Annotated in this window: 14 protein-coding genes; 1 reads left to right on the plus strand and 13 read right to left on the minus strand. The window is 31.5% G+C overall.

The features are described from left to right. The first annotated feature begins 20 nt into the window (after nt 1–20). On the plus strand, nt 21–1265 hold the full coding sequence (locus AC0L3M_RS04445) for a S41 family peptidase (protein WP_473431982.1): 1245 nt from the start codon (nt 21–23) through the stop codon (nt 1263–1265). A 100-nt stretch (nt 1266–1365) separates the two neighbouring features. Here AC0L3M_RS04445 and hisIE read toward each other — a convergent pair whose 3' ends face one another. From hisIE to AC0L3M_RS04510, 13 genes are all read right to left on the minus strand, one after another. Beyond that, nucleotides 1366–1968, minus strand: coding sequence for a bifunctional phosphoribosyl-AMP cyclohydrolase/phosphoribosyl-ATP diphosphatase HisIE (gene hisIE, locus AC0L3M_RS04450; RefSeq protein WP_473431983.1), 603 nt, complete (start codon nt 1966–1968; stop codon nt 1366–1368). Between the two features lie 1522 nt (nt 1969–3490). Next, nucleotides 3491–4246 carry an imidazole glycerol phosphate synthase subunit HisF gene (gene hisF, locus AC0L3M_RS04455; protein ID WP_473431984.1) on the minus strand — a complete coding sequence of 252 codons (756 nt, stop codon included), beginning with the start codon at nt 4244–4246 and terminating at the stop codon, nt 3491–3493. Nucleotides 4247–4378: 132 nt separating this feature from the next. Further along, nucleotides 4379–5113 carry a 1-(5-phosphoribosyl)-5-[(5-phosphoribosylamino)methylideneamino]imidazole-4-carboxamide isomerase gene (gene hisA, locus AC0L3M_RS04460; RefSeq protein ID WP_473431985.1) on the minus strand — a complete coding sequence of 245 codons (735 nt, stop codon included), beginning with the start codon at nt 5111–5113 and terminating at the stop codon, nt 4379–4381. A 94-nt stretch (nt 5114–5207) separates the two neighbouring features. Next, a complete protein-coding gene (hisH, locus tag AC0L3M_RS04465; RefSeq protein WP_473431986.1) occupies nt 5208–5789 on the minus strand; it encodes an imidazole glycerol phosphate synthase subunit HisH in 582 nt (193 codons plus the stop codon). Further along, nucleotides 5789–6928 (minus strand): bifunctional histidinol-phosphatase/imidazoleglycerol-phosphate dehydratase HisB, encoded by a 1140-nt coding sequence (gene hisB, locus AC0L3M_RS04470; protein ID WP_473431987.1) that lies wholly within the window; start codon nt 6926–6928, stop codon nt 5789–5791. Before hisB ends, hisH begins: the two co-directional genes overlap by 1 nt. Before the next feature lie 47 nt (nt 6929–6975). Further along, on the minus strand, nt 6976–8010 hold the full coding sequence (hisC, locus tag AC0L3M_RS04475) for a histidinol-phosphate transaminase (RefSeq protein WP_473431988.1): 1035 nt from the start codon (nt 8008–8010) through the stop codon (nt 6976–6978). Nucleotides 8011–8429: 419 nt separating this feature from the next. Then, nucleotides 8430–9713 carry a histidinol dehydrogenase gene (hisD, locus tag AC0L3M_RS04480; RefSeq protein ID WP_473431989.1) on the minus strand — a complete coding sequence of 428 codons (1284 nt, stop codon included), beginning with the start codon at nt 9711–9713 and terminating at the stop codon, nt 8430–8432. After that, nucleotides 9713–10570, minus strand: a complete 858-nt coding sequence (gene hisG, locus AC0L3M_RS04485; protein WP_473431990.1) for an ATP phosphoribosyltransferase — start codon at nt 10568–10570, stop codon at nt 9713–9715. The genes hisD and hisG overlap by 1 nt, the downstream gene beginning before the upstream one ends. A 287-nt stretch (nt 10571–10857) precedes the next feature. Next, nucleotides 10858–11670 carry a prohibitin family protein gene (locus AC0L3M_RS04490; RefSeq protein WP_145001756.1) on the minus strand — a complete coding sequence of 271 codons (813 nt, stop codon included), beginning with the start codon at nt 11668–11670 and terminating at the stop codon, nt 10858–10860. Between the two features lie 12 nt (nt 11671–11682). Then, the gene (locus AC0L3M_RS04495) at nt 11683–13716 is read right to left on the minus strand and encodes a vWA domain-containing protein (protein WP_473431991.1); all 2034 of its coding nucleotides are present in this window, start codon (nt 13714–13716) and stop codon (nt 11683–11685) included. Then, complete coding sequence (locus AC0L3M_RS04500; protein WP_473431992.1) at nt 13717–14262, minus strand: hypothetical protein; 546 nt, start codon at nt 14260–14262, stop codon at nt 13717–13719. A gap of 39 nt (nt 14263–14301) precedes the next feature. After that, nucleotides 14302–15048: a 3-oxoacyl-[acyl-carrier-protein] reductase gene (gene fabG, locus AC0L3M_RS04505; protein WP_145001759.1), complete on the minus strand. Its 747-nt coding sequence runs from the start codon at nt 15046–15048 to the stop codon at nt 14302–14304. Between the two features lie 163 nt (nt 15049–15211). Then, nucleotides 15212–18181: a M16 family metallopeptidase gene (locus AC0L3M_RS04510; RefSeq protein WP_473431993.1), complete on the minus strand. Its 2970-nt coding sequence runs from the start codon at nt 18179–18181 to the stop codon at nt 15212–15214. Between the last annotated feature and the right edge of the window lie 77 nt (nt 18182–18258).

Genomic DNA, 18258 nt, shown 5'->3' on the forward strand with positions numbered 1-18258 from the left:
ATCAATAAAAACCCGTTACAATGAAAAATTTCACATTAATTTTAGTACTTTTTTTAGCTTCTATTCAGCTTACTTTTTCTCAAACCGAAACTTGCGACTGTAAAACCGATTTAGATTTTGTTGTTGAAAAAATAAAAGCAATGCCTTCTTTTAAAACACAAATTAAAGGTGAGAAAGCAACCGAATTTGAAACTACATACACAAACTTATCCAACCAAATGAAGCAGCCCATTTTAATAGAGGATTGCTATAAAATGTTATTACAACAAATGGTTTTAGTTAATGATGTGCATGCTTCATTAACCTATATTAAAACACCAATTAATAAGGAAGATTTAAACGATACTTCAAAACTAAATGACTTTAAAGCTAGTAATGCTTTTAAAAATCATCCAAAAACAGAATATAACCTAAACGATTTGGAGGCTGAATTATCTAAAAAAAACGAACAAGAATTAGAAGGTGTTTATAATTATGGTGACGAACTTAAAATTGGAATTTACCAACAAAAAGATAGTGATACCTTAGTAGGTGTTGTTTTAAAAAGTAACCTAATTCAATGGGACGCTGGACAAATTATAGTCTATGCTACGCACACTACAGGAATAAAATATAATCTGTTTTACTATAACCCAAGTACTAGAACTCCTGGTTTTGTTAAAAGCATTTCTTTTGAAAATGGAAGACTTTGGATATATAAAAAAGCTACTAATACTAATAACGAAGAATTACCAATAAAAGACCAATCTAACTGGGAGTTTAAACAATTAACACCAGATACTCAATATTTGTACTTTGGTAACTTTAGTTCGTTTAGTAAATCTAATCGAAAAGCATTTAAAGATTTTTACGCTAAAGCGAAAAAAGAGCTAACTGCAACAAATGTAGTTGTAGATTTAAGAAGTAATGGTGGCGGAAACAGCAAACTATCTGATCCCTTTTTAAAATTATTAAAAAAGAAAAACGTGTATATTTTAACCAATTGCTTTACAGGAAGTAATGGCGAGCAATTTACTTTAAAACTAAAAGCACTTAAAAATGCAAACCATTTAGGACAGACAACACGCGGTATTATTGCTTACGGAATGAATTATGGGTACAATTATAATACACCTTCTGGTAATTTTAATATGACACCAACAGACATGGAATTTAATAAGTATTTAGCTTACGAAGGGAAAGGTGTCACTCCAGAAATTGCTTTAGACTTTGGTAAAGACTGGTTAGAGCAAACATTAGCAATAATAAAAAACACATCTAATTAATTACATATAATTGTTTTACGTGGTTCTAATGCACGATTAAACTTTCTATTTTATCATTAGATAAACTGTCGCTAAAAAATTAGCGACAGTTTTTATATGTTTATTTTTTCTCTCTACCTTTTAAAACCTCCACAACATCATTAAGCTTAAACCCTTTTGCTTGTAATAACATTAAGTAATGAAACAGTAAATCTGCACTTTCACTTAAAAACAGATCGTCTTTGTTGTCCATTGCTTCAATAACAACCTCTACAGCTTCCTCTCCTACTTTCTGTGCTACTTTATTTATACCTGAAGCAAATAATGAGGCAACATAAGATTTCTCTGTATTTCCTGCTGCTACTCTACTTTCAATCGTGTTTTCTAATTTTGAAATAAAACCGAAATTTTCAGAGTTAGTGTCGTTCCAACACGTATCCGACCCTTTGTGACACGTTGGCCCTTTTGGATTAACTTGTATTAATAACGTGTCATTATCACAATCTAATTTTATATCTACAAGGTTTAAAACGTTTCCGCTTTCTTCACCTTTAGTCCATAATCTGTTTTTTGTGCGACTAAAAAAAGTAACCAATTTAGTCTCTTTTGTTTTATTAAATGCTTCTTCATTCATGTAACCCAACATCAACACGTTTTTTGTTGTGGCATCTTGGATTACTGCTGGTACTAAACCGTCATTGTTTTTGTTGAAATCTATAGTCATCTTGTTATGTATTGGTATTGCTATAAACATTGTGCTTTTTAGCAACCATTTATTAATTATGTGATACTGAAACAAGTTCAGTATGACGTTGTTTTATTATTGTGTCGTCAATTCTAATGACATTGTCTTTTTTTGCAATTTTGTATCGAGAACCTTTTTTACTGTGCTTCTCGATACAATTTGCTCATGCTTCACAAATCACTCGAAGTGACGTTATGTTGTTTGCTCTGTTTTAATTGGCGTAAACTACTCTTTTATACTTTGCTTTATGTGATACTGAAACAAGTTCAGTGTGACACATTATGTTTATTATTGTTTCGTCAGTTCGAGTGACATTGTCTTTTTTTGCAATTTTGTATCGAGAACTCCTTTTGTTGTGCTTCTCGATACAATTTGCTCATGCTTCACAAATCACTCGAAGTGACGTTATGTTGTTTGCTCTGTTTTAATTGTTGCAAACTACTCTTTTATGTTTTACTTTATGTGATACTGAAACAAGTTCAGTATGACACATTATGTTTATTATCCTGTCGTCAGTTCGAGTGAAATTGCTTTTTTTTGCAATTTTGTATCGAGAACCTTTTTTCTTTTGCTTCTCGATACAATTTGCTCATGCTTCACAAATCACTCGAAGTGACGTTATGTTGTTTGCTCTGTTTTAATTGGCGCAAACTACTCTTTTATGCTTTGCATTATGTGATACTGAAACAAGTTCAGTATGACACATTATGTTTATTATTGCGTCGTCAGTTCGAGTGAAATTGCTTTTTTTGCAATTTTGTATCGAGAAGCTTTTTTGTTGTGCTTCTCGATACAATTTGCTCATGCTTCACAAATCACTCGAAGTGACGTTATGTTGTTTACTCTGTTTTAATTGGCGCAAACTACTCTTTTATGCTTTGCTTTATGTGATACTGAAACAAGTTCAGTGTGACACATTATGTTTTTTATCGTGTCGTCAATTCGAGTGAAATTGCTTTTTTTGCAATTTTGTATTGAGAACCTTTTTTGTTGTGCTTCTCGATACAATTTGCTCATGCTTCACAAATCACTCGAAGTGACGTAATGTTTTGTTTGCTCTGTTTTATTTGGTGCAAACTACACTTTTATGTTTTACTTTATGTGATACTGAAACAAGTTCAGTATGACACATTATGTTTATTATCCTGTCGTCAGTTCGAGTGAAATTGCTTTTTTTTGCAATTTTGTATCGAGAACCTTTTTTCTTTTGCTTCTCGATACAATTTGCTCATGCTTCACAAATCACTCGAAGTGACGTTATGTTGTTTGCTCTGTTTTAATTGGCGCAAACTACTCTTTTATGCTTTGCTTTATGTGATACTGAAACTAGTTCAGTGTGACACATTATGTTTTTTATCGTGTCGTCAGTTCGAGTGAAATTGATTTTTTTGCAATTTTGTATCGAGAACCTTTTTTGTTGTGCTTCTCGATACAATTTGCTCATGCTTCACAAATCACTCGAAGTGACGTTATGTTTTGTTTGCTTTAAGTATGACGTGTGTTACAATCTAACTTCTATATTATTTTCTCTTAATTCTTCTTTTAAATCTTGGATAGCAATTTCACCAAAATGAAACACACTTGCAGCTAAAGCAGCGTCAGACTTACCCTTTTTAAACGTATCAACAAAATGTTGTACTGTCCCTGCGCCTCCTGAAGCTATTATTGGAATATTTAAAGTTTCTGATAATCTCGCTAACGCTTCATTTGCAAAACCAGCTTTTGTTCCATCGTTATTCATAGATGTAAACAGAATCTCTCCTGCACCTCTAGTTTCAACTTCTTTAGCCCAATCAAACAAATTTAACTCGGTTGGAATACTTCCACCAGCCAAATGTACAATCCATTCGCCATCAATTTGCTTTGCATCAATAGCGACCACAACACATTGGCTCCCAAATTTATTGGCCAATTCGTTAACTAATTCTGGTCTTTTTACTGCTGAAGAATTGATAGACACTTTATCAGCGCCAGATTTTAATAACACATCAACATCTGCTATTGAAGAAATACCACCTCCAACCGTAAACGGAATATTAACATGTTCTGCTACTTTTAAAACCATATCAATCATGGTTTTACGACCTTCTAATGTTGCCGAAATATCTAAAAAGACTAATTCGTCAGCCCCTTTTAAGGCATATTGCTTTGCTAATTCTACAGGATCTCCTGCATCACGTAGGTTTACAAAATTGACACCTTTAACGGTTCTTCCGTTTTTAATGTCTAAACATGGTATGATTCGTTTTGTAAGCATATTTAGTTCCTCGAAATCAAGGTTTGTTATTAATTATTATACTACTATATTTCATTTTAGAGACACTTCGACTGCGCTCAGTGTGACGTCAAAATTCTAATTTTCAATGCTACAATAGCATTCTAATCACTCTTATATAAAGCGTTCTAATTCTTTTAAAGTAATTCTGTTTTCGTACAGTGCTTTTCCAATAATAACACCTTCACATCCAATCTCTGCTAGCTTTTCTAAGTCTTCAATAGTAGTTACTCCTCCTGAAGCTATCAACTTAACGGACTGACCAGAACTATCATTACTACATTGTTCAATAATATTTTTATACAACTCTATAGAAGGACCTTCTAACATCCCATCTTTAGAAATATCTGTACAAACTACATATTGAATGCCTTGCTTTTGATAATCTTTTATAAACGGAATCACCTCCAAGCTACTCTCTTCCAACCAACCACTAATTGCAATTTTATGGTTATTACAATCTGCACCAAGAATAATTTTCTGAGAACCATACTTACGTATCCAACCTTCAAAAGCATCTCTATTTTTAACAACTATACTTCCTCCTGTAATTTGTTTTGCTCCAGAGTTAAATGCTGTTATAATATCATTATCAGACTTTAAACCACCTCCAAAATCGATTTTAAGATTGGTTTTAGAAGCTACCTGCTCTAACACTTTATAGTTTACTACATGAGATGCTTTTGCACCTTCTAAGTCAACCATGTGCAAATATTCTATTCCTGCATCTTCAAATTGTTTAGCGACTTCTAATGGATTTTCGTTATAAATTTTTGTGGTATTGTAATCTCCTTTAGTCAAACGAACACACTTCCCTTCTATAATGTCAATTGCTGGTATTATTCTCATATCTCTTGCCCACAAAAGTGGAAATTATTTATTTTGTTACTATTTATTTTAAATTAAAACCTTTCGACTACGCTCAAGGTGACACCAAGAAGAATTATAATTCAATAAAATTCTTTAATATTTGTTCTCCTGCAGTACTACTTTTTTCAGGGTGAAATTGTACCCCATAAAAATTATTATGTTGCAAAGCGGAAGCAAAATCTATACTATAAGTAGTAGTTGCGATACTTTCTTTACAATTTTCGGCATAAAAACTATGTACGGAATACATAAATTCTTGGTTTTTTACATCTTTAAACAAGTCAGATTTTAAATCTGTAATAGTATTCCATCCCATTTGTGGCACTTTTACCGAGTTGTCAAAACGTTTGACAGCCACATCAAAAATACCTAAACCTTCAGTATTGCCTTCTTCAGACGATTTACACATTAATTGCATACCTAAGCAAATTCCTAATACAGGTTGTTTTAATGTTGGAATCAATACATCCAAACCACTTCCTTTTAGCATACCCATTGCTGAGCTAGCCTCTCCAACTCCTGGAAAAATCACTTTATCTGCTGCTTTAATTTCTACAGGATTATTAGATAATATAGCGTCATACCCTAAGCGTTTAAACGCAAATTGTATGCTTTTTATATTGCCTGCTCCGTAATCTATAATTACTAGTTTCATTATAACATCCCTTTTGTTGATGGTAAAAACATTTTGTTAGAATCGCGTTTCACTGCCATTTTCATAGCTTTTGCAAATGCTTTAAAAATACCTTCTATTTTGTGGTGCTCATTTGTACCTTCTGCTTTAATATTCAAATTACATTTTGCACCATCTGTAAACGACTTAAACAAGTGGAAAAACATTTCGGTTGGCATGTCTCCAATTTTTTCACGCTTAAAATCAGCGTCCCACTCTAACCAGTTTCTACCACCAAAATCAACTGCTACCTGTGCTAAACAGTCATCCATTGGTAAACAAAATCCATAACGCTCTATACCCAATTTATTACCCAACGCTTTATTAAACAGCTCACCTAAAGCAATCATTGTATCTTCAATAGTGTGGTGCTCGTCAACTTCTAAATCGCCTTCTACTTTAATTGTTAAATCCATTGCACCATGACGACCAATTTGATCTAACATATGGTCAAAAAAGGATAAACCAGTATCAATATTATTTTTACCAGAACCGTCTAAATTTACTTTAATGTAAATTTTAGTTTCGTTAGTATTTCTAGTAATTTCTTCAACACGATCTTCTAACTTTAAAAACTCGTAGATAGCTTCCCAATCTGTGCTTGTCAATGCGATACAATCCATAATAGATTGTTTTGACGTTTCAATTTCATCAGCACCTAATTCTGGATCTTCAGACAAAAAGATACCTTTTGCTCCTAGATTTTTAGCTAATTCCATATCAGTGATGCGGTCTCCTAAAACAAAACTATTTTCTAAATCGTACTTTTCTTTATCAAAATACTGCGTTAATAAACCTGTTCTAGGCTTACGCGTTTCCGCATTTTCATGCGGAAATGTTTTATCTATATACACATCCGTAAACACAACGCCTTCCTTTTCAAAAGCAGTTATTACCTTATTTTGTGCAGGCCAAAAGGTGTCTTCCGGAAAAGAATCTGTTCCTAAGCCATCCTGATTAGTAACCATTACCAACTCGTAATCCAATTCTGAAGCTATTTTAGCCATGTATTGAAACACTTTTGGGTAAAACTCTAGCTTCTCTAAACTATCTAGTTGATAATCTACGGGTGGTTCTAATACCAATGTTCCGTCTCTGTCTATAAATAATACTTTTTTCATTTGCTATTTTTTGTAATGCAATTCTGAAACACGTCCAGAATAACGCGTTATACTCTTTTTAATGCTTTAATTAATTTGTTGTTTTCTTCTGGTGTACCAACAGTTATACGAACGCAGTTTTTAACTTGTGTATTTCTATTTCTAATAATTACTTTTTCCTCGATTAAGTATTGATACGTTTTATTAGCATCATCAACTTCAACTAACAAAAAATTAGCATCTGTAGGGTATATTTTCTTTACTATATCCAATTTAATTAAAGCGTCTTTTAACTTCGCTCTTTCTTCCAGAATAGTATCAATATTTTTAGTGACTTCTTCTAAGTTATTTAAACTACTTAAAACCGCTTTTTGGTTTAATGTACTAACATTGTAAGGTGGTTTTACACGGTTATAAAGTGCAATTATAGCTTGGCTTGCATAAGCAACACCTACTCTAACACCTGCTAAACCCCAAGCTTTACTAAAGGTTTGACTAACAATTAAATTATCGTATTTATCAATGTTTTTAATAAAAGAAGCTTGCGCACTAAAATCAATATAAGCCTCGTCCACAATCACGATACCATTAAAATTATCCAAAATATATTCAATATCTTCAGTATTTAAACTGTTTCCTGTTGGGTTATTAGGCGAACAGATAAAAATGATTTTTAAATCTTCAAAATCTAAATACGGTTGTAGCTGATTTAAATTAATCTGAAAATCGTTAATCAACGGTTGTTCAATAACCTCAATATTATTAATATTGGCTGATACATCATACATTCCGTAGGTCGGCGTAAAGGTTAAGACCTTATCTTTTCCAGGTTCGCAAAAAATACGAAATGCTAAATCTATAACTTCATCACTACCATTACCAATAAAAATTTGATCAGTTTCTACATTTTTAATAGCAGATAACTTTTGTTTTATTTCTATTTGTTGTGGATCTGGATATCTGTTTAAATCTCCAAATGGATTCTCGTTTGCATCAAGAAAAACATCTGCAGCCCCTTTAAACTCATCTCTTGCAGAAGAATAGGCTTTTAGAGCTTTAATGTTAGCTCTAACAAGGTTGTTTATGTTGAAATTTTTGTCCATTTTTTATACTGAATGTATTGGTAATAATCTGTTATATTATTTTTGTGTGATACTGAAACGAGTTCAGTATGACGTTGCGATAATGTTTAATCTTTAAATAATCATTCACAATTTATATTTCATGATTAATGATTAATAACTCTTATTTCTTAAATCTTGTTTCAACCATCACGTCACACTGAATTTATTTCAGTGTCTCATTATTTTACTTTTGTGATACTGAAACCAGTTCAGTATGACGTGGCGATAAGGTTTAATCTTTAATAAATTATGATTAATAATTTATGATTTATATTTCATGATTAATGATTCTTATTTCTTAAATCTTGTTTAATCCATCACGTCACACTGAATTTATTTCAGTGTCTCATGATTGTTATTCTTGCGTGATACTGAAACTAGTTCAGTATGACGTGGCATTATTTTAAATCCTTTAATCGAATAGTCACCGCGTTTTTATGCGCTTGCAATCCTTCGGCTTCAGCCATTAACTCTATAGTATTACCAATATTTAGTAATCCCTGTTTTGTTATATTTTGAAAGGTAATCGCTTTTGTAAAACTATCTAAATTCACACCAGAATAGGCTTTACTAAATCCATTAGTTGGTAAAGTGTGGTTAGTTCCTGATGCATAATCTCCTGCACTTTCTGGTGTGTAATTACCAATAAATACTGATCCTGCATTCTCGATTCCGTCGACATAAAAGTCATTATTATCCGTACAAACAATAAAATGTTCTGGTCCATATTGATTGATTAAATCTAATGCTATGGCATCAGTTTCAACTAAAATAGATTTAGAATTATCTATAGCTTGTTGTGCAATAGCTTGTCTTGGAAGTGTTTTTAGCTGAAGCTGAATCTCTTCCGCGACAGCGTCAATTAACTTTTGAGAGGTAGACACCAAAATGACTTGACTATCTGCTCCATGCTCGGCTTGACTTAATAAATCCGAAGCCACATAACTAGCATTTGCTGTATCATCTGCAACGACTAACAACTCACTTGGACCTGCGGGCATATCAATAGCTACACCAAATTTAGTTGATAATTGCTTAGCAACAGTTACAAATTGATTTCCAGGTCCAAAAATTTTATAAACCTGAGGAATACTTGCAGTACCAAATGTTAAACCAGCAATAGCTTGGATTCCGCCAACTTTAATGATTTTAGTAACACCACAAAGTTGTGCTGCATATAAAATTTCGTTAGCAATTTTACCGTCTTTATTTGGGGGAGAACATAATACTATCTCTTTACAACCTGCAATTTGCGCAGGCACTGCTAGCATTAAAACCGTTGAAAATAAAGGCGCTGTACCAGCAGGAATATAAATCCCTACTTTCTGAATCGCTCTTTTTTCTTGCCAACAGTTAACACCTTCTGTGGTTTGCACACTCACTTTTTCTGTCTTTTGTGCGGTGTGGAAGGCTTCAATATTACTTTTTGCTTGCTGAATAGCTTCTTTTAATGGCTTTGAAACTTTAGCACTTGCTGCTTCAATTTCTTCAACTTTAACGATATTTGTTTTTAATTCTGCTCCATCAAATAATTGCGTGTACTTAGCGACCGCTTGGTCACCATTACGTTGTACATCTTCAAAAATTTGAGTTACCGTAGCTTCTATATCATTAACGGTTTGTGTTGGACGTTGCAAAATGTCTGACCACGTTTCTTTTTCTGGGTTGTTTATAGTTTTCATTATAATACCATATTATCGATTGGACAAACTAGGATACCTTCTGCTCCATTAAGTTTTAGTTCGTCAATAATTTCCCAGAAATCATTTTTGTTAATTACAGAGTGGATTGAGCTCCAACCCTCTTGTGCCAATGGTAAAACTGTTGGACTTTTCATTCCTGGTAAAATATTTATAATATCGTCAACCTTATTATTTGGTGCATTTAAAAGTACGTAGCGCGACTGTCTAGCTTTTAAAACAGATTGTAATCTGAATTGCAGTTTGTTTAAAATTGCCTGATTTTCATCAGAAATTTGAGGAGATACTGCTAATACAGCTTCTGACTTTAAAATAACTTCTGCTTCTTTTAAACCGTTTTTAAATAATGTACTTCCGCTAGATACAATATCTACGATAGCATCGGCTAACCCAATATTTGGAGCAATTTCTACAGACCCATTAATGATGTGTAAATTGGCTTTAACTCCGTTTTTCTCTAAAAATTGATTAACTGTATTTGGGTAAGATGTTGCAATGCGTTTTCCTTCTAAATCTTTTACAGAATTGTATTTAACACCTTTTGGCACTGCCACAGAAACTTTACAACTTGAAAACCCTAGTTTTTCAGCAATTGTTATATCGTTTCCTTTTTCGATTAAAACATTTTCTCCAATAATAGCAACATCTACCACGCCATCTTTTAAATATTGTGGAATATCTCCATTACGTAAATAAAAAATCTCTAAAGGGAAATTTTTTGCTGAAGCTTTTAATTGGTCTTTACCATTATCTATAGAAATACCAACATCTTTAAGGATTTGCATCGAATCCTCGTTTAATCTTCCTGATTTTTGAATTGCAATTTTTAATTTACTCATTTTATTTCTTTTTAAATTTTTTAGATTTTTTTGAAAATTTGAGTAAATCTTTAGGAAAGTGTATAAAAACAAAAAACCGTTTGATTTACTCAAACGGTTTTAAATATATTTTGATTTTATTCAATACATTTCTAACTGGCTTGAGTGCTAGTATGGAAATGATGATGATGTAATTGAATAAAGTTCATGTCTTTTTTTGTTCTGTACAAAGATTGTTAAATTTAATTTTAAAAACCAAATTTATTATAAAATAATTTTAAGTTTTTATAAAAATTCTAATACTCAATTTATTGGTTACCTAAAATAATAGGCATTCCGCTATCTCCTGATCCAATCACAATTACTTTGCTATTATTAGATTCTGAAAGCTTTACAGTAGCTTCTATCCCTTTGTCTTGTAATATTTTATCGGTTAATGACGCACTTAAAATTTTGTTTGCATCAGCTTTACCTTGAGCTTCGATAATTACTTTTTCAGCTTCTTTAGCTGCAGTAACTAATCTAAACTCATACTCTAAAGATTCTTGTTCTTGTTTAAGTTTACGCTCAATTGCATCTTTAATAGTTGGAGGTAAAGTCACATCTCTAATCAAAATGTTATTTAATTGTATGTATTGTGACTCGACGATTTTTTTAGTTTCTTCAAAAATTTCATCCTGAATAGCATCACGTTTACTAGAATATAATTGCTCTGGAGTATAACGTCCTACAACGCTTCTAGCTGCACTACGTATGGCAGGCTGCAATACTCTGCTTACATATTCTCTACCTTTTTCTTTATGTAACTTACTTAAGTTTTTATAATCAGGTTGATATAATACAGAAGCATCTAATTTAATATCCAAACCGTTTGAAGATAACACAGACATTTTTTCTGGTAACTCTTGTTGTCTAACCTCGTAATCGATAACACTGTTCCAAGGTGCTACAAAATTTATACCTTCACCAAGTGGTTCGCTATCTGGATCTACTCCACCTCCAAGTTGATACAATACTCCTGCATGACCAGAATCAATTGTTTTAACCGATTTAGCCATAATAATTAATCCTATTACTGCTGCTATTATAAAAGGAAATGCTCCTTTTGGTAATTTTTCCATAATTTTTTTATTTTAAATTAATCCTTTAAATTTTCTGATAAACCATTCTAACGCTAAGCTTAAAGCGATAATAAATAGTAAATATGACCAATCAATCAAAGGTACAACACTTTTATTGCTTTTTTGAATGGGTTGGTAACGATTATCCATCAATAAACTATCGATTAAAGCCTCATAACTATTTATAAAATATGCTTCACCACCACTATTAGTAGCTAATTGTTGCAACTTTGTTACATCTGCGTTTAAAAATTGTTGCTCTACGTTGTACTCAATAATTTTAAAAGTACCAGAAACTGAAATATTCTCTGAAGCTGAATTTACCGTAAAGTTGTAGTTTCCAGATTCTAATCCATTTAAGTTAACTTGATAACTATTTCCTTTTAAAATCAAAGGTCTATTTAAAACAGCTTGGGTTTTTGTGTTTTTTAATGAAATCACCAAGGATGCATCAGTATCAAACTCGTAATTTTTATTAAAAAACTGAGCGTTTATAACAATATTATCACTTCCGTTGTAAAATGAATTATAATCAATATTCAATCTATTGCGACGCTTATTAGATGCCAAATATTGAACTAATTTACCAACAAAATTATCAAATTTTAAAAAACTGTCTTCGTTAATATAACTTTGTGCTCGCCATTTCCAAATATCTTCTCCAAACAATACTGCTTCCCTAGTTCCATTAGTTTCTAAAGTGGCTAATAACGGTTGTTCTGTTTTTATACCAGATACTGTTTTATATAATATTGCTTCAAACGGTTGATTAAAAATAGACTCACCAAAAGTAGATTTTAAAGGAGGAAGATTTTCAAAATCTATATCTTCAACGATAAAAGGGTTATAATTTTTATTTAAAGAAGGTTGATAATCTTCGGTTTGCGAGGTATAATCTAAATTATAACTACTAGTCACTTTATTTAAAAATTGCCAATCTGTTTTTGCTCCAATAATAACCCATTTATTTTTGTTTTGCTTTTGTAATTCATCAAACAAAGACTTAAATAAAGCATTTGGCTGATACATTATAACTAATTGAAAATCATTTAATTGATTTAAAATTTTATTAGGTTTTAAAAACACAACTTCACGTTGCTCATTACTTTCAATGCTTTTTTTTATAGCTCCTAAATCAGGATGTAAAATAGTACTTACAATAGCAATTTTAGATTTTTGATCAATGACTTCTACAGCAAAATTTTTGTAGTTATTGGTCTTATTTTTTTCAGTATCTAACGGAATTATTTGTGCTTTGTAATCTTGCACTCCAACATCATTTGCAGGTAAAGTAAAATTTAAAACTTGACTATTATTTGATTTATCTAAAGTTATTGGTTTGGAAAAAACGGTAGCATTTCCTTTTGTGACTATAAACTTGCTAGTTATTGGTTGATTACCATTATAGACTACTATAGCTTCAATAGGAAAATTATTTTTTAAATATGCGTATTTATTAGCATTTAGCTTACTAATCTGCAAATCTGAGTAAACTACTGTATCTCCAAGGATTATTGGGTAAATAGCTTGATTATATTTTTTTGCAGAAAATTGATAATCATTACCAATAGTCTGATTACCATCTGTTACCATTATAGTTGGCGACACTGTGTTTTTATATACTTGGGTTAAGGATTTAAAAGCCTTATCAACATTAGTTTGACGATCTGCAAAAGTAAAACTATCTGCAACGTTTATATCCTCTCCAAAAGCATACAGTTTTACATTAAATTTATCAGTAACCTGAGTGTTTTTTAGAACATAGTTAGTGAATGTTTTAGCCTTATCTGCTTGATTTAAATGCTTTAACGATGCTGAATTATCTACCGCTAATATTAAGTTTGGTTTTTCAGTGTAATATTCTACTTGCTCAAATTTTGGATTTATTAGTAATAATAAGACTGAAAATAAGGTGATAAAACGTAAAAAAGCAAAAAGCGCATTATCCTTTGATGCGCTTTTTGTTTTATAATAATACTGAAATAAGGCTAATAATACAGCGATTATTCCTGCTAAAATGATATATAATATAGTATCTGTAGACACTTAATCTTCTTTTACTTTAATAATATCAAAAGCGTCCATAAAACGTTTGATATCCTTATTATTATCATTTTCTGTCAAGCATATTACTTGAGATATATACATTATATTATCTACTAAATAAGCATTCATATAAATAAATGCCTTTTCAATTTCAATTTTAAAACTCCTTCCTGGATAACCATTGTGAGTTACTTTATTTTCAAATATTAATGTACCATTAACATTTTGCACAGCACCTTGTACCGCTGCATCAAGGACTTCATCTTCATAATTATCCGCTACATCTTCAAATTGAGATTTTGGATATGCTGATTTTATAACAGAATAAACAACGTTAGTACTATTTTCTGAAGTTGCCACATGCATAATCATGTTTATATCTAAAGGTCCTGCTTCCGTATCTATCACTTCAAGTGTTTGTACAGGTTGCTCAGGATATTTAGCAATAAATGCATGCTCTTCGGATTTATAGTCAATCCATTCTTGAGCTGAAGCATTTAAAGTTGACACTAAAAAAAGCGTCAATACAAAAACAATGTTTTTCATGGTTTAATTATTGTAAGACAGTTTGTGGTTAACCCTATTTTAGGTTAACATTCCACCATCAACATTTATAGTTTGTCCAGTTACATAGGCAGACATATCTGATGCTAAAAACACACATACATTAGCAATATCTTCTGGTGTACCACCACGCTTAAGTGGTATAGCATTACGCCATCCTTTAACGGTTTCTTCATCTAACTTTGCAGTCATTTCAGTTTCGATAAAACCTGGTGCAATCACATTACTTCTAATATTTCTTGAGCCTAACTCTAAAGCTACAGATTTAGAAAAACCAATAATACCAGCTTTTGATGCTGCGTAGTTAGTTTGTCCAGCGTTACCTTTAACACCAACCACAGAACTCATGTTAATTATAGATCCTTTACGTTGCTTTAACATAGTACGTTGTACTGCTTTTGTCATATTAAAAACAGACTTAAGATTAACTTCAATTACTTGATCAAAATCTTGTTCACCCATTCTCATTAACAAGTTATCTTTAGTAATTCCTGCATTATTTATTAACACATCAATGCTACCAAATTCTGCTAAAACATCCTCTGCTAATTGCTGTGCTTCGTCAAAACTTGCTGCGTTACTTTTATATCCTTTTGCTTTTACACCAAAAGCATTTAATTCTTTTTCTAACTCGTTTGCAGCCTCTACAGACGAACTGTAAGTAAATGCTACATTTGCACCTTGCTGAGCAAATACTTGAGCAATACCTTTACCAATACCTCTGGAAGCACCTGTAATAATTGCTGTTTTCCCTTCTAAAAGTTTCATTTATGATCTATTTTTTGCTTTTCGATTTAATCGAAAATATATTGTTAGTTTACTAATTCAAATATAGTAATTACAAATTGTTATGTATAAAAAAACCTCATAATTTATACAATTATGAGGTTTTAATCTATAGACTTCTTGCAGTCTCTTTATGTTGTTTTAATTACATTTTAACGTCTTCTTGTTTTTCGTAATTAAATAAATAATCAACATCCATCTCTTGTACTTTTCCTAATTTATTTAGAGCTTTTAAATCTACATCTTTTTTGTTTCCAATTACCATAACGTTATAATCTTCTCCTTTTATGTTTTTATTAAAAAACTCGCGTAAATCTGCTAAAGTCATATCTTTAATTGCATTATACATAGCCTCTCTGTTATCCTCTGAGATTCCTAATTTTTGAAGTCTTTCATAACTCCAGAAAATATTAGATTTATTAATACGTTGTGCTGCTATTTGCTTTAAAGTAGACTCTTTAGCTGCATTAAACTGAGCTTCAGATTCTGGCATATCATTCATTAATCCCATCATAGCCTCCACTGCTTGTGGCATTTTGTTTGCCTGAGTACCAATGTATGCCATTACGTAATTAGAATCGTCTTTTTCTCTAGCAGTACTATAATTAGACCATGCAGAATATGCTAATGATTTAGATTCTCTAATTTCCTGAAAAACTATTGAAGATAAACCACCTCCAAAATAAGTATTAAATAATGTAGATGCAGCCATGTTTTCTGCTTTAAAAGGCTCTCCTTTTGCTAAAAACATCATTTCGGACTGTACCATGTCAAAATCTACAAAATACACATTTCCTCCAGTTTCTTTTTCTGTAAAAGCAACTGCTTCAGGATAATCTTTAAGATCTTGATTTACTTTATGAGATTTATTTATAGCTGAAATTGCATTATCTACATCTTTACCATAATAAAACATACGCTGTTTGTAGTTTTTTAAATCTTTAGTTAGATTTACTAATTCTTGAGGATTAATACTATTTAATTCTGTTACAGGAATGATGTTTCGTAAGCTAGAATTTTCGCCATATTTAGCATAATTCATTAAACCACTTCTTAAAATACTACCTTTATTAGTTTTATTATTTTGTCTTCCTTTAGCAATAGATTGTACGTATTTACTATATGCTTCTTGGTTTGGTACAGCATTATCCAATAATTCTTCTAATAGCTCAAGACCTTTTGGAAGATTTTCTTTTAACCCATTTAAACCAATAAAAGTTTGCTCATTACCTGTATTAACGTAATAATCTATTCCTAATTTATAAAACTCTTTTTTCAAGTCTTCATTTGAATATTTATCTGTACCTAAATACTCTAAATAACCAACTGCTAAATCTAATTTTTTGTCATTATCACTTCCCATATCAAAAATGATGTTTAAGTCAAATAAATCATTAGATTCATTTTCAATATATGATACTTTAATTCCGCTATCAGTTTTAGTTGTTTTAATAGCTGAAGCATAATCTACATAGACAGGTTTTAAAGCTTCTGACTCCATTTTATTAAAGTCTTCGATATATTTAGAATTAGCACCTCTGTTAAGATTAACAGGTGTAATTCCTGGGTTTTGTACTTTTACGATTTTGTCGTCATTACCTTTACGTTTGTACGTTACAACATAATTATCTTTATAAAATGAATTAGCAAAATCCACCAATTGTTGTTTTGTAATCTTTTTTAAGTCATCTAAAAAACGGACTTTATCTTCCCATTTTTCGTTATGGATAAACGCGTCAACATAAGCATCTGCTACAGCTGTACTACTTTCAAATTGTTTTAATTGAGATTTTTTAAGGTCATTGATAACTGCATCAATCATCCAATCTTCAAATTCACCTTTTTTAAGTTTGTTAATTTGGTCTAACATTAAACCTTTTAACTCTTCTAACGACTGCCCATCTTTAGGTGATCCACTTAAAGAATGGTAACCATAATCGTTTAAAAATGTTGTTGAAGATCCAGCATATTGCACTAATTGCTTTTGATTTAAATTTAAATCCATCAAACCAGCGTTACCATTAGCCAAAATCATATCTGCTAAGGTTACAAGTTTTTCTTCTTCAGTATTAACTCCGCCTGTTCTGTAGGCTATAGAAATACTTTCTGCAGTTGGTCCATACACCTCGTTTTCTACTATAGCAGTTAATGGCTCTTCCTTAGGTAATACAGGATGCTCTACTTCTTTTCTTTCAAACTTACCAAAGGTATTGTTCACTTTTTGTATGGTTGATTCAAAATCTAAATCACCTACTAAAACGACTGCCATATTATTTGGTACATAGTATTTGTCAAAATAGTTATTAATATCTATCATAGATGGATTTTTTAAATGCTCTGCAATACCAATAGTAGATTGCTGACCATAAGGATGATTAGGGAATAAACCTTCCAGCATAGCTGCATAACGTTTACGACCATCATTATCCTGACCTCTATTAAACTCTTCAAAAACAGCTTCTAATTCTGTATGAAATAAACGTAAGACTACTTGTCCAAAACGTTCACTTTCTAAAGCTAAAAATTTATCTAATTCGTTAGCAGGAATTTTGTTTGTGTATACTGTTTGCTCAAACCAAGTATAAGCATTAGTACCAGTTGCACCTAAAGAGCTTGACATTTTATCATACTCATTAGCTACTGAATAATTTGATGCTTCTAAAGACACTCGATCAATCTCTTTATAAATGGCTAGTTTATTATCAGGATCTTTTTCAGCTCTATGTTTTTCGTATAAATTAGAAATAGTGTCTAGATATTTTTTTTCTGTTTCCCAATTAACTGTACCAATCTGATCGGTACCCTTAAAGACCATGTGCTCTAAATAATGTGCTAATCCAGTAGATTCTTTAGGATCGTAATTAGAACCAGCTCTTACAGCAATGTAAGTTTGAATTTTAGGCTCATCGGTGTTTTTGCTTAAATATACTTTTAGACCATTATCTAAGGTATACAATCTTAGTCCTGTTGGGTCATTAGCTACGCTTTGATAACTAAATCCATTGGCATCCTTTTGTGTTTCTGTTTTAGCTACAGTTGTATCCGAATTACTTTTTTTGCAGCTAGCAACAAAAGTAATAACAGCTAAAGCCAAAATTAGTTTTAAATGTTTCATTTTTTGGTTGATTATGTTAATAAAAAAAGTTCGTTAGCTAAATTAAGCTAACGAACTTTAAACGTTTATTTATTTGG

Source organism: Olleya sp. KJ81-1, assembly GCF_055808135.1.